This is a genomic window from Bacillus sp. RC252 (assembly GCF_044909215.1).
GTDB lineage: Bacteria > Bacillota > Bacilli > Bacillales > Bacillaceae_G > Bacillus_A > Bacillus_A mycoides.
Genome location: NZ_JBIYDV010000001.1, coordinates 364,681 through 385,642 on the forward strand (window position 1 = coordinate 364,681; position 20,962 = coordinate 385,642).

Annotated in this window: 18 protein-coding genes and 3 pseudogenes; 1 reads left to right on the forward strand and 20 read right to left on the reverse strand. The window is 39.2% G+C overall.

The genetic code is table 11. The features are described 5' to 3' along the window. Positions 1-96: 96 nt before the first annotated feature. From murA to nuoA, 14 genes are all read right to left on the reverse strand, one after another. Complete coding sequence (gene murA / locus ABH960_RS01890) at positions 97-1,401, reverse strand: UDP-N-acetylglucosamine 1-carboxyvinyltransferase (RefSeq protein ID WP_002068497.1); 1,305 nt, start codon at positions 1,399-1,401, stop codon at positions 97-99. A gap of 39 nt (positions 1,402-1,440) precedes the next feature. Next, positions 1,441-2,145 carry a YwmB family TATA-box binding protein gene (locus ABH960_RS01895; RefSeq protein ID WP_404442310.1) on the reverse strand — a complete coding sequence of 235 codons (705 nt, stop codon included), beginning with the start codon at positions 2,143-2,145 and terminating at the stop codon, positions 1,441-1,443. 51 nt (positions 2,146-2,196) lie between these two features. Then, positions 2,197-2,433 carry a DUF1146 family protein gene (locus tag ABH960_RS01900; RefSeq protein WP_002016201.1) on the reverse strand — a complete coding sequence of 79 codons (237 nt, stop codon included), beginning with the start codon at positions 2,431-2,433 and terminating at the stop codon, positions 2,197-2,199. Between the two features lie 207 nt (positions 2,434-2,640). Then, positions 2,641-4,155, reverse strand: coding sequence for an NADH-quinone oxidoreductase subunit NuoN (nuoN, locus tag ABH960_RS01905; RefSeq protein ID WP_002192256.1), 1,515 nt, complete (start codon positions 4,153-4,155; stop codon positions 2,641-2,643). A 7-nt stretch (positions 4,156-4,162) separates the two neighbouring features. Further along, complete coding sequence (locus ABH960_RS01910) at positions 4,163-5,665, reverse strand: NADH-quinone oxidoreductase subunit M (RefSeq protein WP_404442313.1); 1,503 nt, start codon at positions 5,663-5,665, stop codon at positions 4,163-4,165. After that, complete coding sequence (gene nuoL / locus ABH960_RS01915) at positions 5,662-7,524, reverse strand: NADH-quinone oxidoreductase subunit L (RefSeq protein ID WP_404442316.1); 1,863 nt, start codon at positions 7,522-7,524, stop codon at positions 5,662-5,664. Before nuoL ends, ABH960_RS01910 begins: the two co-directional genes overlap by 4 nt. Before the next feature lie 29 nt (positions 7,525-7,553). Beyond that, positions 7,554-7,868: an NADH-quinone oxidoreductase subunit NuoK gene (gene nuoK, locus ABH960_RS01920; RefSeq protein ID WP_000100081.1), complete on the reverse strand. Its 315-nt coding sequence runs from the start codon at positions 7,866-7,868 to the stop codon at positions 7,554-7,556. Next, positions 7,861-8,385, reverse strand: a complete 525-nt coding sequence (locus ABH960_RS01925; RefSeq protein WP_404442319.1) for an NADH-quinone oxidoreductase subunit J — start codon at positions 8,383-8,385, stop codon at positions 7,861-7,863. The genes nuoK and ABH960_RS01925 overlap by 8 nt, the downstream gene beginning before the upstream one ends. Next, a complete protein-coding gene (nuoI, locus tag ABH960_RS01930; protein WP_002016193.1) occupies positions 8,382-8,801 on the reverse strand; it encodes an NADH-quinone oxidoreductase subunit NuoI in 420 nt (139 codons plus the stop codon). Before nuoI ends, ABH960_RS01925 begins: the two co-directional genes overlap by 4 nt. 25 nt (positions 8,802-8,826) lie before the next feature. Beyond that, entirely contained in the window at positions 8,827-9,828 is a 1,002-nt protein-coding gene (gene nuoH, locus ABH960_RS01935; RefSeq protein ID WP_002068471.1) for an NADH-quinone oxidoreductase subunit NuoH, read from the reverse strand. Further along, the gene (gene nuoD, locus ABH960_RS01940; protein ID WP_033731107.1) at positions 9,828-10,928 is read right to left on the reverse strand and encodes an NADH-quinone oxidoreductase subunit NuoD; all 1,101 of its coding nucleotides are present in this window, start codon (positions 10,926-10,928) and stop codon (positions 9,828-9,830) included. The genes nuoH and nuoD overlap by 1 nt, the downstream gene beginning before the upstream one ends. Before the next feature lie 3 nt (positions 10,929-10,931). Further along, the gene (locus ABH960_RS01945) at positions 10,932-12,389 is read right to left on the reverse strand and encodes an NADH-quinone oxidoreductase subunit C (RefSeq protein WP_404442324.1); all 1,458 of its coding nucleotides are present in this window, start codon (positions 12,387-12,389) and stop codon (positions 10,932-10,934) included. After that, complete coding sequence (gene nuoB, locus ABH960_RS01950) at positions 12,386-12,904, reverse strand: NADH-quinone oxidoreductase subunit NuoB (RefSeq protein WP_002089729.1); 519 nt, start codon at positions 12,902-12,904, stop codon at positions 12,386-12,388. The genes ABH960_RS01945 and nuoB overlap by 4 nt, the downstream gene beginning before the upstream one ends. Then, positions 12,895-13,263, reverse strand: a complete 369-nt coding sequence (gene nuoA / locus ABH960_RS01955) for an NADH-quinone oxidoreductase subunit NuoA (protein ID WP_000179270.1) — start codon at positions 13,261-13,263, stop codon at positions 12,895-12,897. The genes nuoB and nuoA overlap by 10 nt, the downstream gene beginning before the upstream one ends. A 306-nt stretch (positions 13,264-13,569) precedes the next feature. Here nuoA and ABH960_RS01960 point away from each other — a divergent pair, with 306 nt between their 5' ends. Next, on the forward strand, positions 13,570-16,299 hold the full coding sequence (locus tag ABH960_RS01960) for a putative bifunctional diguanylate cyclase/phosphodiesterase (RefSeq protein WP_404442328.1): 2,730 nt from the start codon (positions 13,570-13,572) through the stop codon (positions 16,297-16,299). A gap of 17 nt (positions 16,300-16,316) precedes the next feature. Here the strand turns inward: ABH960_RS01960 and ABH960_RS01965 are convergent, their stop codons facing one another. The 6 genes and pseudogenes from ABH960_RS01965 to atpD form a co-directional block, all read right to left on the reverse strand. Next, positions 16,317-16,970, reverse strand: coding sequence for a DUF975 family protein (locus ABH960_RS01965; RefSeq protein ID WP_404442331.1), 654 nt, complete (start codon positions 16,968-16,970; stop codon positions 16,317-16,319). A gap of 44 nt (positions 16,971-17,014) precedes the next feature. Beyond that, positions 17,015-17,143: pseudogene (locus tag ABH960_RS01970) on the reverse strand (DUF975 family protein); the annotation flags it as partial. Between the two features lie 77 nt (positions 17,144-17,220). Further along, positions 17,221-18,342 (reverse strand): annotated as a pseudogene (gene tnpB / locus ABH960_RS01975) (IS200/IS605 family element RNA-guided endonuclease TnpB). A gap of 186 nt (positions 18,343-18,528) precedes the next feature. Then, positions 18,529-18,783, reverse strand: a pseudogene (locus ABH960_RS01980) (DUF975 family protein); the annotation flags it as partial. 181 nt (positions 18,784-18,964) lie between these two features. After that, the gene (atpC, locus tag ABH960_RS01985) at positions 18,965-19,366 is read right to left on the reverse strand and encodes a F0F1 ATP synthase subunit epsilon (protein WP_002016279.1); all 402 of its coding nucleotides are present in this window, start codon (positions 19,364-19,366) and stop codon (positions 18,965-18,967) included. A 20-nt stretch (positions 19,367-19,386) separates the two neighbouring features. Then, a complete protein-coding gene (atpD, locus tag ABH960_RS01990; RefSeq protein WP_002139020.1) occupies positions 19,387-20,796 on the reverse strand; it encodes a F0F1 ATP synthase subunit beta in 1,410 nt (469 codons plus the stop codon). Between the last annotated feature and the right edge of the window lie 166 nt (positions 20,797-20,962).

The following is a 20,962-nucleotide window of genomic DNA, read 5'->3' on the forward strand; positions in this document are numbered from 1 at the left end:
TACTGAGACGTGCATAAGTATAGAATTTATTGACTATAACAGTAATAACCCAAAAAAAAAAAGCCCCTATGTCAAAAGACATAGAGACTACTTCAATTAAGCGTGAAGATCAGAAACTTCTTGTTCTTTCACTTCTTCTACTTTTTCGTTTACACGTTCAATAGTTGCACCTAATGCAGCTAATTTCTTATGGAAGTCTACATAACCGCGGTCAAGATGTTTTAACTCTGTTACACGAGTATAACCTTCTGATACTAAACCAGCTAAGATTAATGCTGCTGCTGCACGTAAATCAGTTGCGCCAACTTCAGCTCCTTGCAAGCTACTTGGACCGTTCATAATTACAGAACGACCTTCGATTTTAATATCAGCATTCATACGACGGAATTCTTCAACGTGCATAAAGCGGTTTTCGAATACCGTTTCTGTAATCATACTTGTTCCATCAGCATGTAGTAATAATGCCATCATTTGTGATTGCATGTCTGTTGGGAAACCTGGATGAGGCATAGTTTTAATATCAACCGCTTTTAACTTATCTGGGCCGATAACACGTACACCTTCATTTTCCTCAATAATTTTAACACCCATTTCTTCCATTTTCGCTGTAATTGAGCGTAAATGTTCAGGCACAGCATTTTCAATTAAGATGTCTCCACCTGTAATTGCCGCTGCAACCATGAATGTTCCTGCTTCAATACGGTCAGGAATAATAGGGTGGTTCGCACCATATAATTTTTCAACGCCTTCAATACGAATCGTTCCAGTTCCAGCTCCGCGTACTTTCGCTCCCATTGCATTTAAGAAGTTAGCTAAGTCAACGATTTCTGGCTCTTTCGCTGCGTTTTCAAGGACTGTTGTCCCTTTTGCTAATGTAGCTGCAGACATAATGTTTTCTGTCGCGCCTACGCTTGGGAAGTCTAAATAAATTTTAGCTCCTTTTAGTTCGCCCTCTACGTGTGCCTCAACAAATCCGTTACCAACTTTTACTTTCGCTCCCATTGCTTCGAAGCCTTTTAAATGTTGGTCAATTGGACGTGAACCAATTGCACATCCACCAGGAAGTGCAATACGAGCACGACCGTTACGTGCTAATAATGGTCCCATTACTTGAACAGATGCACGCATCTTACGTACATACTCAAATGGTGCTTCAATGTTTAATTCTTTAGAAGAATCGATTGTTACTTGGTTATTTTCAAATACGACTTCAGCATTTAAATGACGTAATACCTCGTTAATTGTGTATACATCAGATAATACTGGTACTTCAGATAGTACATTCTTTCCGTCACTCGCTAATAGGGCTGCAGCGATTATAGGTAATACAGCATTTTTTGCGCCCTCAACACGCACTGTGCCGCTTAACCGCTTTCCGCCACGGACGATGATCTTTTCCAAATTATTCCCCTCCGTGTCCTTTTTTCAGTATCTATTCACTCAATACTCAGAAGTTATGATCGGTGTGCCAACCACAATTGTATCTTTGTTGTTTGTAGAACGTATTGCTATTTGCACATTTATTTTCTCTCTATTTGTTGAAAGAGCGTCATTCCACTTTTTATTATATGCGGAGACTGATACAAATGCTCTTTCTTCTATCTGTTCGATCGCTCTTGCTGAAAGATCTTTCAAAACCTGATTGGTTTTATTTTGCAAAACACCTTCAATCTTATCATTCAGTACACCTTGAACACAAGTGTAAATTATAGGTTTTTCACTAAAAATTTTATCTATGTTCTGAACGTACTTCGGGTCCCATTTCGCCCCGCTCACTTCAAAAATAATAAAAGTGTTTTCTTTAGTATTTTCCTTACTCCAAGTTACTACTATTCGTTCTTCATGTGAAGAAGATTTTTTATAGGATGTAGCCTTATATCCATCTGGAGATTGTTCTAATTCCCAACCTTCGATGTTTGCCTCTTCCTTCACATCGTTTAACAATTTTTGAAACGTATGTATATTAGAAATTGTTTTCGTTTCTCGCGCTAACCATGACCACCGCTCTACTTTTGCATCGTTCTTCTCTAAAGCTGCAATCATGCTCTCCATTTTCTGTTCATCGCTTATAGGTTTCATCTCTTTATATCCAACCAAAAATAAAACAACACTTACGATAACGATAAGAATGGCTTTAAACTTCAATTTCATCCCCTCCTATCCCCATTGTTAACGGAGATACGAGGTTCTATACACTTACTTTACTAAATACGTTAAACTCTTTGAATAGCCTAAATAATCAAGGAAAAAGTTACTTACAGATGTCCCAATTGCAATTGTAATTAGGATAAGTAATACTCTCGTCTGCATCACTTTTCCAGACTTCATTAAGCGCTCAATGTGAATACCTTGTAAGGCCCACCACGTAATGGTAATAAACAATAAATGCGAAACAATGGCAATCAGTGCTTGTTGCCCTAAAAGATGTGCCAAAAAATCGACCCCTTTTTTGCTTGGCTACTACTTACGCAAAATGTAAAAAACGATACCATAAATAAGTAGGAGCCACACTTTTTCAAACGCAAATAAGCATCTTACATCGTAATTTCCTCTCGGAAAACATATACCTATAGACGTTTTCATTTGTTGTTACTCCAAAATAAAAAGCGTAGAGTACGGACTCTACACCTTTTATTTCCACTATTGTACCACGTTCCCCAAGAAGAAGAAATCCTTCATTAATGGAAAATGTTCATAAAAGAAATTGTAACCAATCATCGGCATAATCCCTAGTATTACAATTGAAATTGCGCAAAGACTCATGACAATCTTTATATTTAACGGTAATCGGAGCTTTTCTTCTGTCTCTCCCTTGCGGAAAAACATTTGCTGTAATATTTGGAAATAATATATGAATGAAATAACCGTCGTCCCCATCATAATAGAAGCTAATACGTAATGAGCAGGTTCAACATGAAGTGCCCCTAAAAAAATGTTAATTTTCCCGATGAAACCTGCTGTCCCCGGTATTCCAGCTAACGATAAAATAAAGACCGTCATCACTATAGCTGTAAAGGGGGATCGCTTATATAACCCTGTAAAAATCGTCATGTTTTCCTTATCATTTTGTAAGATTAATCCGTGGATGATTGCAAATGCTCCTATATTCATAAGCATATATGCAAGCATATAAAACCACATACTATCCATCGTAAACTGTGATAGCGCTACAAGAGGGACTAGCAAATACCCAGCATGCGCGATACCTGAATAGGCAAATAGACGTTTTACGTTGTATTGCTTTAATGCTACTACGTTCCCAACAATCATCGTAATACTAGCTAGTACCGCAATGTATATACTCATACGCCCGTACAAAGATTGTGCGTCTCCTTGGATTGCCACACCTGCAAACACCATAAGAAACAAACGCGTAATGAGTAGAAAACCAGCAATTTTAGAAATCGTTCCGAGAAAAGCAGTGACAGGTGTAGCGGCTCCCTCATACACATCTGGTGCCCACATATGAAATGGCACTGTTGCAATTTTGAATGAGAGTCCAACGAGCAAAAGTAGAAATGCGAGAGCTAACAATAACTGAATGCCCCCAGCCAATCCTTGCGTAAATACCTTTTGCATTTCCACTATGTTGGTCGACCCTGTAATACCGTATAAATAACTCATTCCAAAGAGTGTAATTGCTGTTCCAATTCCTCCGTTAATGACATATTTCATTGCAGCCTCATTCGATGCGCGGTTTCTTTTTCGGATTCCTACTAAAATATAGGAAGAAAGCGAAAGCAACTCTAAACCAACGAACAATGTGATGAAATCAACGCTAGACGCCATGAACATCGCTCCAAGAAGCGCCATTAAAAACAAATAATAATATTCCCCTTTATCTTGAATAGGCTCCTTCTTGTCATCGCTTATTGCCATACATAAAACGAGAGCTGCTCCGCCTAATAACAACGTTTTAAATCCTTTTGAAAATCCATCTAGTACAAACGATCCATTTAAAATATCTCCTGCCGGTTCGCTATATAGCGTCATTAATGACACTATCGCTAACAAGGCAGCGGCAATTGCACCAATCGCAACGTACCTATGGTTCAGCTTAAAAAACAAATCACATATGGAAAGAAGGATGGCTGCCCCGAGAATAATGAATTCTGGTACCATGAGATGCCATGATAAGCTAAGTAACGTGTTCATATCCATCCTACTTCACCCCCAATGTTTTCAATGTAGTTTGAAGTGGATCCCCTAGTAGTTCTGGCATTACCCCAATTGCAATAATACAAACGATAAGCACTATAACAGGAACGTACTCCCATCCGTGTATATCAATTTTCGCTTCCCATTCTTTCTTACCAAATATCACTTGAAGTGTCGCTCTTAATACGTATACAGCGGTTAAAATAATTCCAATTACACCGACGGCGGCGATAACAGGTTTCCCTTGGAATAAACCGAGAAAGGCAAGGAATTCGCTAATAAATCCGGACATCCCTGGCATTCCAAGCGATGCCATACCGCCCGCTAGGAAGAAACCGCTAAGCACCGGAACACTTTTTGCAAGTCCACCAAGTGCTGTAATATCCGAAGTCCCGAAACGCTCTTCAATAATGCCAAGCAAGAAGAAGAGTAAGGCCGCAATTAAACCGTGAGACACAACTTGGAACAATGCCCCTTGTGTACCTGGTGCATTTAACGCCGCAAGCCCCATTAATACAATGCCCATATGCGAAATACTAGAGTAAGCAAGTACCTTTCTAAAGTCCGTTTGGATGAGTGCTAGAAAGGCTCCATACAATAAATTAATTACCCCTAAAATCGCGATTAGCGTTGCAAAATCACGAAAATATTCTGGGAATAATCCTTTCCCGAAGCGAACAATACCGTACGCGCCAATCTTCAGCAAAACCCCCGCGTGAAGCATAACTACAGCAGGATGCGCTTCTATGTGTACATTGACCATCCAGCGATGCAAAGGGAAAACAGGGAGTTTAATCGCAAAAGCAATCATTATGGCAAGAAACAAGCCGAACTGTACGCTACTTGAGACGGCCATTCCTCCCCCAGCACCTACACTCGTTAATATTTCTTTAAGCTCCGCAATATTTGTTGTACCTGTTTTCGCAAATAAAACCGAGAAAACGATAAGTAAAATAGCTGATCCAATACCGTTATATATTAAATAACTATATGCAGCCTTTTCACTCGACAACTTCCCCCACTTGCCAATTAATAAAAACATTGGTGGCAACGTAATCTCAAAGAACATGAAGAACAACATTAAATTTTGAGCAGCGAAGACACCGAGCATACCTATTTCTAACATGAGTAACAGCATGTAGAATGCTTTCAAATTTCTTTTAATAGAAAATGCCGCAATAGCTGCAAGCATCGCTAGAAGGGCTGTGAGCACCATCATTACAAGCGATAAACCATCAATTCCGAGCTCGTAATAAATTGAAAACCACCTTTTGTCCACTGCTGTGAAATCCCCAAATTTAATCCATTTCACTTTTTCATCAAATATCGATAAACTCTTTCCTGAAGCGTATGTACAAGCAAGAACGATAGCAATTCCAAATGGAAGCGCCGTTCCGAATAAACCAAGCGCCTGCACTGTACGCGATTCTCGTTTCGGCGTTAATAAAAGCAAGAGAATTCCTAAAAGCGGGGAAAAAATGAAGAACGTTAATAGCAATCCATTCACCGTAAATCCCCTCCCGTATATAACAAAATAATTAGGAGAACTGCGAGCGAAACTGCTGTTACAGTTCCGTACACTTGTACATTCCCGTTTTGAAGCCGCGATCCTAGACCACTCATACCTTTAACCAATCCAGTAATTAAAACTGCGATTCCTTCTACAACGTATACTTCAAATAAGCGAAGCACATGAGCGATTCCTTTCGTAATAGGAAGCACCGTCACATTGTATAGTTCATCCACATAATATTTTCCTTTCAAAAGGTTATAAAGAGGCGTCCCTTCTCCGCCGGCCCAATCTCTAGAGATAGATTTCTTGCCGTATATGAAATATGCAAGGGCAATTCCCGCAAATGAAACGAGCGTCGCAACAACCATAATCCAAACAGGTCCATGCACTTCCTTCACCTGGAATCCTATATCTTTCGTAAGCCAATCCCCAAGAAACGTTCCGAACCACGGTGTATTTATATAACCTGCCACTACCGCAAGAACACCAAGGACAATCATCGGATACGTCATTGTGCGAGGTGATTCATGCACCTCTTCCTCCGTCTTCGTTTCCCCTGTAAAAACAAGAAAGTATAGACGGAACATATAAAATGCTGTTAGAAATGCCGCAATTACTGCTAAAACGAATAGAAAGTAATTGCCATTCATCCAAGCCGCCGCTAAAATTTCATCTTTACTAAAAAATCCGGAAAGCAGAGGAACACCACTAATTGCAAGTGTGCCTATTAAAAATAGTGCACCGGTTACTTTCATCTTTTTCTGTAAACCGCCCATTTTATTAATGTTTTGCGTATGGACTGCATGAATTACGCTTCCTGCTGCCAGGAACAATAATGCTTTAAAAAAGGCGTGTGTCGTTAAGTGAAAGATACCAGCTACATAACCCGCCGAGCCTAGCGCAAGCATCATATACCCGAGCTGACTAACTGTAGAGTAAGCAAGAACCCTCTTAATATCAGTTTGTACTAGACCAATAGAGGCCGCAAAGATTGCGGTGAAAGCCCCAACGATTGCCACAGTTTGCATCGCTACCGCACTTGCTGAAAATAGCGGGAACATCGTCGCTACTAAATATACGCCGGCTGCAACCATCGTTGCCGCGTGAATAAGCGCCGAAACAGGCGTCGGTCCTTCCATTGCATCTGGCAACCATGTATGAAGCGGGAACTGACCCGATTTCCCCATCGCACCGATAAAAATTAATATCGCCGTTATTGTAATCATAGAAGGAGACAGGTCGCCCGTATGAATCGCTTTAAAAATCGCGTCATATTCAAAACTACCTGCGTGCCAAAAAATTAATATCATCCCAATAAATAGCCCAACATCCCCAATGCGTGTCATAATAAAAGCCTTTTTCGCAGCAGCCTTCGCTTCTTCTTTAAAGAAATAAAAACCGATAAGTAAAAACGAACCAAGGCCGACTAACTCCCAAAATATATAAAGCTGTAATAAATTCGTCGATATAACTAGCCCAAGCATCGCAAAGGTAAAGAGCCCTAAATATGCATAAAAGGTTGGTAATCTGGTGTCACCTTTCATATAACCTTTTGAGTACACATGTACAAGAAAACTCACAAGTGTAACGATAAACAACATTAAAGCCCCTAATGCGGTAACTTCAAAACCAAATGATATGTCTATATCTCCTACCCTAAGCCATACCCACTTATGCTTCACTGCCTCGGATGAAAATCGTTCTATTAGTACCACTACCGCGGATATAAAGGAGAGAAAGGTAAAGAAAATACCTAGTACACTACTTCCCTCTCTAATTTTCTTCCCGAACACAATAAGTAACAAAAACGAAACAAGCGGGAAAAGCGGTATGAGCCATGCATAATCGATCATTGTTTCCTTCCCCCTTTTCGGTCACAATGCTATCCTTTGAGCGTATCCATCTCATCTACATGAACTGTCGGGCGATTACGGTACAAAGCAATCAAAATTGCAAGACCTACCGCTGCCTCCGCTGCCGCTACAGACATCGTAAACAGCGAAAAAATTTGTCCTGTTAAATTCGGAAACAAGCCTAATTTACTAAACGCTACTAGATTTAAATTGGCGGCGTTTAACATCAATTCGATACAAACTAGTACAATTACTGTATTTCGCTTTGTTAAAGCTCCAAATAAGCCGATGCAAAACAAAATAATCGCAAGTGTTAAATACGCAGAAGCCGGAACGCTACTCATGGGAATCCTCCTCTCCCTCATCCTTCTTCGCAAGGATAATCGCTCCTACAAGTGCTACAAGTAAAATAACTGAGGTTAATTCGAATGGAATAATATATTTTGAATAGAGAAGTGTACCGATTTGAAGTGTGTTATTTTCATGGAGAGGTAAACTTCCTTGTGTGCTTTGATTTGAAAAATCGATACTATTAACAACGAAATACATAACTGCTCCAAATGCTACAACCGCAAAGAAGATAATCCATTTTCGAAGAGTAAGGCGCGATTCATTTTCCGCGTTATGTTTCGTTAACATAATGCCAAAAATCATAATAATAGTGATTGCACCAGAGTAAAGTAAAATTTGTGCCACTCCGATAAATTCGGCTGATAAGAGAAAGTACAAACCCGCAATGCTAAGGAACGTAAGTACAAGGGCCAGCATCATATGCATTACTTTCGTTAAATTCAGCATAAGAACGCCGCCGATAATCGCAGACAAGGATAATATAAAGAAAGCTACAAACTCGCCGTTCATGCTTTATTCTCCTTCCTGATGTTCTCGTCGTTCTCGTCAAGCCACTGCAGATTTTTAAATAAATCATCACGTGAATACTCTGCAAGTTCAAAGTTATTTGTCATTACAATCGCCTCTGTCGGACAAACTTCTGTACATAAATCGCAAAGAATACAAATTTCAAAATTAATATCATACGTGTCGATAATTTTCCCTTTTTTCGTAGGATCAGGATGTTTTTTTCCTGTTAATTGAATGCAATCTGTCGGACAAATGTTGGAACACTGATTACAAACAATACATTTCTCTGGATAAAACTTTTGAATACCTCGAAATCGGTCTGGTAATGGCAACGGTTGATTTGGATAATCATACGTCACCTTTTTCTTACTCAAATTACTAAGCGTATATTTTAACCCTTTAAATAGTCCTTTCATCTCTTACTGGCACCCCCTTTATAGATTAGAAGAATAGCTCCTTAATCAATGCCGTTAAGAAAATATTTGCAAGTGCGATTGGTAATAATACTTTCCAACCAAACTCCATTAACTGGTCACCTCTTATGCGCGGGAACGTAACGCGGAACCAAATCAATAGAAAGACCACACTGCTGAATTTCAAAGCAAACCATACGGCTCCTGGAATAAACCCAAGGAACATAACTGGATTCCAGCCTCCTAAAAAGAGTACTGTAATTAAAGATGACATCCCGAAGAAATACACATACTCTGAAAGCATGAAAAACGCCCATCGAAAACCTGAGTATTCCGTATGGTATCCTGAAACAAGTTCTGACTCCGCTTCGGGTAAATCAAACGGTGTCCTATTTAACTCTGCAACTGCCGCGATTAAGAAAATGACGAAACCGATTGGCTGTGCGAAAATGTACCATACCTTTTCCTGCGCCGCTACAATTTCATTCAAGTTAAGACTACCAGCTAACAAAACGACGCCAATTACACTCATCACAAGTGGAATCTCATAAGAAATCATTTGCGCTGCTGCGCGCATCCCTCCTAAAAGGGAATATTTATTATTTGATGCCCATCCCCCAGTTACGACGCCGATCGTCGTAATCCCAGAAACAGCAATGTAATACAGTAACCCTACGCCAATATCCGCGAACTGAAATTTATCAGTAAATGGGATAACCGCAAGTACCATAAATGCTGGTGCGAATGCAATAACAGGTGCTAATATAAACAACGGTTTATCTGCAGCTTTCGGAATACTATCTTCTTTTAATAATAGTTTCAAAACATCAGCTACCGTTTGAAGTAAACCGAACCGGCCCCCAACTTGGTTTGGTCCAATCCGCCCTTGCATAAATCCCATCACTTTCCGTTCTGCCAAAATACCGTATGTAACGAAGCCAAGGACTGCAAATAATAGAAGCACCGCTAATCCGAAAAAAATGAAGAAATTCGTCCAGCTTGAAGGTGATTGTAAGAGCGTCTCAATCATTAGCCGTCAACCTCCCCAAGTACAATATCAACCCCACCTAAAATCGTAATTAAATTGGCGATGTTTTCACCTTTCAATAACTTCGGTAAGATTTGCAAATTATAAAAAGACGGCCTACGAAATTTCAAGCGGTACGGCTCTTTCTTTCCATCACTAGCAATATAACAGCCAATCTCTCCCCGCGGTGACTCTATACGGACGAACGCTTCTCCCTTAGGTGCTTTAATAATTTTCGGCACTTTCGCCAGCACAGCGCCGTCTTTCGGGAACTGCTCGGCTGCTTGCTCAATAATTTTCAATGACTCCTCAATTTCCTCCATCCGGCAAACGTAGCGATCCCAAGCATCTCCCGAGATCCCAACAGGAATATCAAAGTCAAAACGATCATAAATAGAATACGGCTCATCTTTGCGAAGATCCCAGTGGACTCCCGTGCACCGCAAATTTGCGCCACTTAAAGAATACGAGATCGCCTCTTCCGCGCTATATACGCCAACGCCTTTCACACGATTTAAGAAAATTTCATTTCCGCTAACAAGGTCGTGATACCCTTCCAACTGCTCTCTCATATACGGAACAAACTCTTTCACCTTTTCAATCCAGCCGTCTGGTGCATCCCACTTCACGCCGCCGACTCTCATATAGTTGAAAGTAAGCCTTGCACCGCACAATTCACTTAATAAATTTATAATCATCTCTCGTTCACGAAAGGCATATAAAAATGGACTAACCGCTCCTATATCAAGCAGGTTCGTTCCCCACCAGACGAGATGGCTCGCAACTCTCCCAAGCTCCATCGCAAGCACCCGTAAATATTCAGCACGCTCTGGAATCTCAAGATCCATCATCGTCTCTACAGCGTGGCAAAGGACGTAATTATTCGTCATTGCTGATAAATAGTCCATTCGATCTGTATACGGGATAATTTGTGTATATTGCAAGCTCTCAGCTATCTTTTCTGTTCCGCGATGCAAATATCCGATAACCGGTGTAGCCTCTTTAATAATTTCTCCGTCAATCTTAATCACAAGCCGAAACACACCATGTGTACTCGGATGCTGCGGCCCTACATTTAAGAGCATCTCTTCCGTACGGATCACAAGCTACACCTCCACATCATACGGTTCATAATCTTTCCTAAGCGGATACCCCACCCAATCATCCGGCATTAAAATGCGAGATAAATTAGGATGACCTTCAAATATAATACCGAGCAAATCATACGCTTCACGCTCCGGCCAATCTGCCCCTTTCCAAAGCGGCGTCACCGATTTCACTTGTGGCGCTTCCCTATCCAGCTTTACCTTCACTGCTACTGACTGTTTCTTTCCATATGAAAATAAATGAACGTATACTTCCATATGTGTCACAAAATCTGTCGCATGTAGCTCTGACATATAATCAAAAGCAAGCCCCTCATGGAATCGCATTAATTCCATCACTTCATAATATTTCGAAGGCTCCGCCACAAGCGTTGGAACATCTTTTGAAAGCTTATTAATATAAGAATCTACTAATGCATATTCTCCTACCCTCTCCTTAACAACCTCCACATAGCGATTTAAATATGGTTGGTTAACTGATGGTTCTTCCTGCTGCAGTTCGTCTTCTATCTTATTTACAGATCCCTTTGCCCTTGCCGCAGCAGCGGCTTTCGCTTTCGCGGCTGCAATTGCCTTTGCTTTCTCATCTCCAGAATCCCTCTCACCTTGTGAGGCTTTCTGCTTCGCTAACGCTGCTGCTTTTGCTTTTGCAGCTGCTACAGCCTTCGCTTTGGCTTTTTCTTCGTCCGTTACTTCTTCTGATCCTTCTCGCTTCTGTTTCGCTAATGCCGCTGCTTTTGCTTTTGCGGCTGCTGCAGCTTTCGCCTTCGCTTTGGCTTTTTCTTCGTCCGTTACTTCTTCTGATCCTTCTCGCTTTTGTTTCGCTAATACCGCTGCTTTTGCTTTTGCAGCCGCTGCGGCTTTCGCCTTCGCTTTGGCTTTTTCTTCGTCCGTTACTTCTTCTAATCCTTCTCGCTTCTGCTTCGCTAATACCGCTGCTTTTGCTTTTGCGGCTGCTGCGGCTTTCGCCTTCGCTTTGGCTTTTTCTTCGTCCGTTACTTCTTCTGATCCTTCTCGCTTTTGCTTCGCTAGTGCCGCTGTTTTTGCTTTTGCGGCTGCTGCAGCCTTTACCTTCTCTTTAACCTTTTCCTCTTCCGTGGCTTCTTCTGACTCTTCTTGCTTCTGCTTCGCTAGTGCCGCTGCTTTTGCTTTTGCGGCTGCTGCGGCTTTCGCCTTCGCTTTTGCTTTTTCTTCGTCCGTTACTTCTTCTGATCCTTCTCGCTTTTGCTTCGCTAATACCGCTGCTTTTGGCTTTGCAGCTGCTGCAGCTTTCGCCTTTGCTTCTTCTACATTAATCCCCTTATCTTTTGGTAGCGCTTTCTCTTTTTCTCGATGTTCTCCTTCAAGTTTAGACATTTCCGCCTCATGTTTCGCAGCAAGACGTTTTCGCGCTTCCTCTTTCGCATGACGGGCTGCTTCTCTTTTCATACTTTCTAAGTCTTTATTTGGATCACTCATTTATTCGTCACCTGCTTCCCGGTCCTCGCCTCGTAACGAATTTTTTCTTTTAATTTATTAATTCCATAAATTAAAGCAGCAGGATTTGGAGGGCATCCAGGAATATACACATCAACTGGTACAATTTGATCTACACCTTTCACAACAGCATACGAATTCACATACGGACCACCGGCTGTTGCACAAGATCCCATCGCAATTACCCACTTCGGTTCAGGCATTTGATCATATAGGCGCCGAACAATAGGTGCCATTTTCTTCGTTACCGTTCCTGACACAATCATGACGTCCGATTGTCTTGGTGAAGTCCGAAAAAATGACCCAAATCGATCTAAATCGTAATGTGATGAACCTACTCCCATCATTTCAATCGCACAGCATGCCAGTCCAAATGTCATCGGCCATAAAGAGTTGCTCCGCGCCCATCCCTTCAACTGTTCCAATGTAGAAAAAAAGATATTTCTTTCTAATTCCGCTCGCTCCTGTGGGTGTAATTCCTCAAAATTTATAACCATTGTAACACCTTCTTTTTCCAAGCATACGCTAATCCAACTAGCAACATCACAACGAAAATTAGCATTTCGATCAGTGCAAATAAACCAAGCTTGTCATATGCAACAGCCCATGGGTATAAAAATAAAGTTTCTACATCAAAGATGACGAACAATAAAGCGAAAATATAATAACGAGCATGAAACCGAATATTTGCATCATGAAAAGGCTCAATTCCACTCTCATACGTCGTCGCTTTCGCTGCACTCGGTTTGTTTGGACGCAGCATTTTCCCTAATGTAAGAGCCACTACCGGCAGCAATATACCTAATAGCAAGAAAATCAAAACGATCATATAACTATTTTCATATACACTTGCCATTGTGAAACCCTCCCCCCTGAATTAAGAACAAGTTCACATAGTAAACAATATGTCTTACTTGCATCATTTATTATTTTTAAATTTTTCTAAATAATGAAACTATTTAATTCATTATAGCAAACTTCAAATTCCTATGTCGATATATTGGGAGCAGAAACAACAATTAATACTTGCTGAGCAAATCTATTTTTACAACTCATAATAAATGTGTAAAATAAATATAGAAATTCTATATGTTTTCAAGCAATCATAAAAAACATAAACTACAAAAAGGTGGTTCTTATGTATATACAGTGGGTGATATAAATGAAAAAACAAACACATGTAAGTATTCTTATAAGCATTTCATTGTTGTATATAACTATTCATTACGTATCAATGCCCTTTTTATATGAATACGCACTTCCATTTCAAATTTTGACTGGAATAAGTACCATATTAATTGATATTACAATTTGCAGTTATATATTTTACTTTTCAAATGTAAAACAAGGATTAGCACGTTTATTTTGGATAATATTAACTATCGGAACCTTCTCTTATTTCATCGGTGATATAATAGTTGCTTATCAACGCTTAATTTTGCATGACTACTATACATTCGTTGATCCATCAGACTTTTTTTACTTATTATTTTTAATTAGCTTTGCATTTGCCTTTCTATATGAAATTATTTATGGCCGAGACTTATTGGAACAGCTTTTTACGATATGTGATATTTGTATTATTGTTACGGCTCAATTTACTTTAAGCTACTATTTGCTTATTGAAAGAACCATTCATATTTTTACAACATCATATATCGACATATTTGTTCAACTCATGTATCCAATGGCTGATTTACTCTTTCTTTTAATAGGAATCAACCTTTTATTCAGACCATTATTCTTACTACCAAAACAAGTTGGCGCTCTTCTTGGCAGTGCTTTAATTTTGTATGCTACTACGGATGCTATTTATGCTTATATAAAATATTTCCAGCCCGAGCACTCTATGTTCACAGTTGCTCCATTATATCAAGTAACCTTAGTATTAGTAGCAATCGCTTGTATACTTCACACAAAAGAGCCCGAAAAACAAGAACAAATATTACTAACTCCTCAATTTGGTGAATCAATCCGATTATCATTACCGTATATTTCTGTCGTGATGCTTATTGTTTTTATATTGGTCGAAAATGTTTTTGCACCTATCGTAGTAATTGGACTTATGGTAACTTTCGCCTTCGTTCTCATACGCCATACGTTAGTTCGAAGACAAAATAAAATATTATTGCTAGCACAAATGCAATTCAGCTTAGAACTCGAGAAACAAATCGAACTACGTACAGAAGATTTAGTAGAACAAAAAAATGAGTTATATCATAACCAACAAATGTTTAAATCTTTATACGAGCATCATCCAGATCCAATTTTCACATTAGATTTGTACGGTAATTTTCTCAATGTGAACAACGCTGGAACTACTTTACTCGGTTATCAAACGAATGAATTATTAAACCAACCATACTATTCACTTATGTATGAAGAAGATTTGGAAGAAATCATTAATACCTTTCATCAAGTGAAAAAAGGGAAATCTATTTCTTTAGAAATACGGGCATATCATAAAAATAGAGATATTTACTACTTGCTTGTTACAGCTGTTCCCATCTTTTTAAAGGAACATATTTCTGGGGCCTATTTAATGATTAAAGATATTACAGAAAGCAAGCAGCAACAAGAACAAATTAATTTCCTAGCATATCACGATACTTTAACGGAACTTGCAAATCGCCGTTCATTTCATCAGTATTTAGAAAAAGCAATTGCACGAGCAAAAATATCGAAAAGCCCTTTTGCTGTTATGTTTCTAGACCTAGACCGCTTTAAAGTTATTAATGATACCCTCGGTCACCGGGTAGGAGATCTTCTATTAATTGCAGTAGCAAAAAGGCTCGAGCGAATATCAACACATAATATGAAACTTGCTCGGTTAGCTGGGGATGAATTCACAATCCTTATCGAAAATTATCAAAAAAGGACAGATGTAAAGAAGATAGCTGATATGATTGTAGCAGCCATGAACGAACCATTCGAAATCGAAAATCAACATTTACGAATCTCACCGAGTATCGGAATTGCCATATACCCTGAAGCAGGCGAAGACCCACTGTCTATTTTACAACATGCCGATATGGCCATGTACGAAGCAAAAAATAAAGGGAAAAATCGGAGCTCTCTTTACACGAAAGAACTATATAAAAAAATGGAACGAAAAGCTCGAATCGAAAAAGATTTGCCACTCGCTTTAGTAAACAACGAATTTTATCTCGTCTATCAACCACAAATTGATACGACGGCAAATAAAATTATCGGTGCTGAAGCATTAATACGTTGGAAACACCCGCTCCTAGGTGACATTTCACCATGTGAGTTCATTCCAATTGTGGAAGAGACTCCGCAGGTCATCCCACTTGGACATTGGGTGCTACGAGAATCTTGTCTTCAACTAAAAATATGGCAAAGTTTTGGATACACAAACTTAAAAATGAGTGTCAATTTATCAGCGAAAGAATTTCAACAAAATCAATTAATCGAAAATATTTCACGAATACTAAAGGACGTTAAGATTGACCCGAAAGATGTAACACTTGAACTAACAGAACGAATTGCGATGATTGATGAAAAAGAAACATTATCGAGACTAAAGCAATTAAAAGAATATGGTATTCAAACGTCCATTGATGACTTCGGTACCGGCTACTCTTCTCTTGCTTATTTATCAATTTTCCCTATCGATACATTAAAAGTACCAAAAGAATTTACACAACTAGCCGATCATCGGCCTGAAGAAAGAGCCATCGTTTCCACTATCCTTTCCCTTGCAAATACTTTAAATCTCTCTGTCGTTGCTGAAGGAATTGAAACAGAAAAACAGCTTAAGTTTCTGCAAAAAAACAACTGTAAATACATGCAAGGTTACTATTTCAGTAAACCTCTAACAAGTAAACAGTTTATAAAATTTCTACAAAAAACACCCAGTATGAACCAATAGTTCACACTGGGTGTTTTTTAAAGTGTCGGAATTCTTTTTTCGTAATACTCTTCTGCAATCTCTTCGTAAAAAGCTGCTGTCGTTGTATAAAAATACGGAATCAACCATAAAAATCCAATCCCTAATGTAATACAACTTAATATAAACCAACCAATAAAACTTAAACATAAAATGAAATACTCCATCTTATGTCCAGCCATCATACGACGACTTTCTGTAATAGCTTGATTTATTGAATACTCAGGATGATCATTTATAATAAAATACGTCATCGCATAAGAAAATGCTTTAATAATGCCTGGAATAATAAATAGTAAACACCATAAGAAAATATAAATGTTTACTACTATATATAATAAAAATGACTTTATAAACTTACTTCCTTCTGTAAACCATCTAAATATATGCCCAATACGCGCTTCTTTTTCACGAATTATATGTAGTGCTAAACAATAACCCCCTAGCGTTAAAGGCCCCACCAGCAATATTGTAATAACATCTATTGAAAGTGAGCTATTCACTTCTTTCCACTCCCAAACCTGAGAGAGAAGGAACTGAATACTAAAACTAAAAGCTGAAGTAAGAATCGAAATAAGTAATGTTGCCCCAACAGCTAAGCCCCATTTTCCTTCCAGTGAATCTAGCGCTTCTCCTTTTAAATCACTAATCATACTTAACCTCCTATACGTAATAATTCTATTAGTATAGCACGTCCCTACTGCAATTCACCTTTTGCAATATAGCGATAAAAATGTGCTGTCGTTGTACCTACATATGGACTAAGCCAAAGAAATCCTATTCCAAGAGTAAGAATTGCTAAAATAGCCCATCCTATGAAGCTAAGCCTTGAACTACCCCCACTTTCACTTCGTTTAGAAGTGGGGGATTCCTAAGTAAAGAGTTCTATTGAACTCTAATTTATTAGGCTATCTCCGCAGTCCTTGCGGTTAGAAGCCTTATCGCTTCATTCTTTAGATTGATACTTGCGTTAATATCCCTATCATGGTGTGTAAGGCAAGAAGGGCAGTCCCATTTACGTAGGTTTAGATTTTTAACGTCTTTGTTTTGATATCCACAACAAGAACATAATTAGCTTGAAGCAAATGTTTTCGATACGACAATGATTTGTTTGCCGTACCATTCCGCTTTATATTCCAACATGGTTCGAAACTGTGACCATGATACCTCACTAATCGCTTTTGCTAACTTATGATTCTTTAACATATTAGATACTTGCAAATCTTCTATACCGATAACATCGTGGTTTTTGATGATTTCAGTTGAGATTTTGTCCAAGTAATCTTTTCTAGCATTTGCTATGTATTCATGAATTCTAGCTACTTTTACTCGTTGTTTATTCCAGCGAGAAGATCCTTTCATTCTTCTAGAAAGAACACGCTGTGCTTTTGCCAACTTCTCTTCTAACGATCGAAAAAACTTCGGATTTTTATAGGTTGTTCCATCTGACAAAATGGCGAAATCTTTTAGTCCCACATCCATTCCAATGTAAGAATTTGTTTTCGGAAGTTCTTGCACTTCTGTTTCAACTAACAATGACACAAAGTATCTGCCAGAAGAGTTCCGTCTAACCGTAGCATTTAAAATACGTCCCTTTATTTCACAACTTTTGGCAAATCGAACAAGACCTAGTTTTGGTAATTTTATTTTGTTTCCTATAACGGAAATGTTTTCATTTGTTTGTTTTGTGGTGTAAGATTGTACGTTGTTTTTCTTAGACTTGAAACGCGGGGCACTATTTTGTTTTTTAAAAAAGCGTGTATACGCATCCGCAAGGTTGCGAACAGAAGACTGAATCGCAATACTATCCACTTCTTTTAGCCAAACAAACTCTTTCTTCATGGCAGGAAGTTTGGCAGAGCATGTACCATATGTCAAACCTTTTCCTGTTTCTTTGTATGCATTATCCCATAGAGATAGGAAATGATTGAATACAAAACGAGAACAGCCAATCGTTTTATTGATTAGGGTCGCTTGTGCTTTATTTGGATAGATACGAAATTTATATGCTTTATTGATTATCATTCGTTTCACCCCCATTTCGATATGTGCCTATTATACAACAAACGTACATTTGATAGGTAGTGAAGTAACAGTTTATGTATGTCGAACAATTAAGATGGCTTCCTGCCATCCCTTGTCCGAAGCCAATTCATCTCCCACCTACTCACTTCGCGTTCCTTGAGGAAGGAGTCTTCTTGGCTAAAATGATAAAAGAAATAAATCTAGTTTATGTCCCTTCATAACGTTCTTACTTTCTCTCATTGCTTGTGAAACGCTATAATTTGGATTTTCAACCATAACATAATACGTTATCGCATAAGAAAAATACATCACAATCATTACAACAATCGAAATAGCTAATAGTACAAAGAAAGCAATTGTTAACGATACATTCCCTTCCTCACCAAAAAACGCGAATACACCTAGTAACAACATCGGAATCCACGTACCTGTATATAACAAAAAACGAACCTGCAATTCTTTTTATTTCTTGATTTTCACTTGGCATGGGGCAAAAAAAGGCTCTGACCGCTTCTATGCACGGCTAGATGCTCTCTCCTACCTAAAGAGAGGCGTTTTTTTCCTCTTTTTATTTATATCCACAACAAAAAATCCGTAAAGGCAAGAGCCCTTACGGATTTTTTTACTTCATATCAGAAACGTTTAAACGGTTCACAGCACGCTGCAAGGCCATTTCTGCACGTCTAAAGTCAACATGCGCTTGTTTATCTTGCATACGTTGCTCAGCGCGACGTTTCGATTCATTTGCACGATGGATATCGATATGGTTTGCTTCTTCAGCAGATGATGATAATACAGTTACTTTATCTGGACGAACTTCGATAAAGCCACCGCTTACTGCTACATAATCAGTGTGCCCACCATTTTTCAGACGAACCGCACTAATTTTTAAAGGTGCAACAGTTGGAATGTGACCTGGTAAGATCCCCATTTCCCCACTCTCTGCTTTTACGCTTACCATTTCTACTTCTTTTTCGTAAACCGGTCCATCAGGAGTTACAATACTGACTGGAAATGTCTTCATAATTCGTCCCTCCTAAGGCCTTACGCCATCATTTTCTTCGCGTTTTCAATAACTTCTTCAATGCTACCAACAAGACGGAACGCATCTTCTGGAAGGTCATCATATTTTCCTTCTAGAATTTCTTTGAAACCACTAACTGTATTTTTTACAGGTACGTAAGAACCTTTTTGACCTGTAAACTGTTCAGCTACGTGGAAGTTTTGTGATAAGAAGAATTGAATACGACGAGCACGATGTACAACTAACTTATCTTCTTCAGATAACTCATCCATACCTAAGATAGCGATGATATCTTGAAGCTCTTTATAACGCTGTAAAGTTTGCTGTACTTGACGAGCTACTCCATAATGCTCTTCTCCTACGATTTCTGGAGAAAGCGCACGAGATGTAGATGCTAATGGATCTACGGCTGGGTAAATACCCATTTGTGTTAAACGACGCTCTAAGTTTGTTGTTGCATCTAAGTGAGCGAACGTTGTAGCTGGTGCTGGATCCGTATAGTCATCGGCTGGTACGTATACCGCTTGGATAGACGTGATAGATCCTTTATTTGTAGATGTAATACGCTCTTGTAATTGACCCATTTCTGTTGCAAGTGTTGGCTGGTAACCTACCGCAGATGGCATACGACCAAGAAGGGCAGATACTTCAGAACCCGCTTGCGTGAAACGGAAGATGTTATCGATGAACAATAGTACGTCTTGTCCTTGCTCATCACGGAAATGTTCAGCCATTGTTAAGCCTGTTAATGCAACACGTTGACGTGCTCCAGGTGGCTCGTTCATTTGTCCGAATACCATCGCAGTTTTCTTAATTACGCCAGAATCGCTCATTTCGTGGTATAAGTCGTTACCTTCACGAGTACGCTCACCTACACCAGCGAATACAGAGATACCACCGTGCTCTTGTGCGATGTTGTTAATTAATTCCTGAATTAATACTGTTTTACCTACACCGGCACCACCGAATAGACCGATCTTACCACCCTTAATGTATGGAGCAAGTAAGTCTACTACTTTAATACCAGTTTCAAGAATTTCTACTTTAGTAGATAACTCTTCGAATGCAGGCGCTTGACGGTGAATTGGATCACGACGTACATCCGCAGGAACATCACCATCTAAGTCAATTGCATCACCTAATACGTTAAATACACGACCAAGTGTTGCATCACCAACTGGTACAGAGATTGCTTTACCAGTATCTTCTACTTCTGTGCCACGAACAAGTCCATCTGTGGAAGACATTGCAACTGTACGAACTGTGTCATCACCTAAATGAAGTGCAACTTCAAATGTTAAGTTAATGCTTGCTCCGTTTTCGTTGCTTTGTTTTACCGTAAGGGCGTTGTAGATTTCTGGTAGCTTTCCGCCATCAAACTTAACGTCTACAACCGGACCCATGATTTGCGTAACGCGCCCTTTATTCATCGGGTTCCCTCCTAGCTTTCTTTTAATTAGCCAGCTTTCTAAGAGAAGTCGGCTTTTAATTTTTATTAGTTTATAGCTTACGCGACTCTCCTGTTCTGGACGAACCGCCTATGCTTTTTATTGAATCTAGCTCCAGCGGTTAGAATGTTCGGTGGCTTCGCTTTTT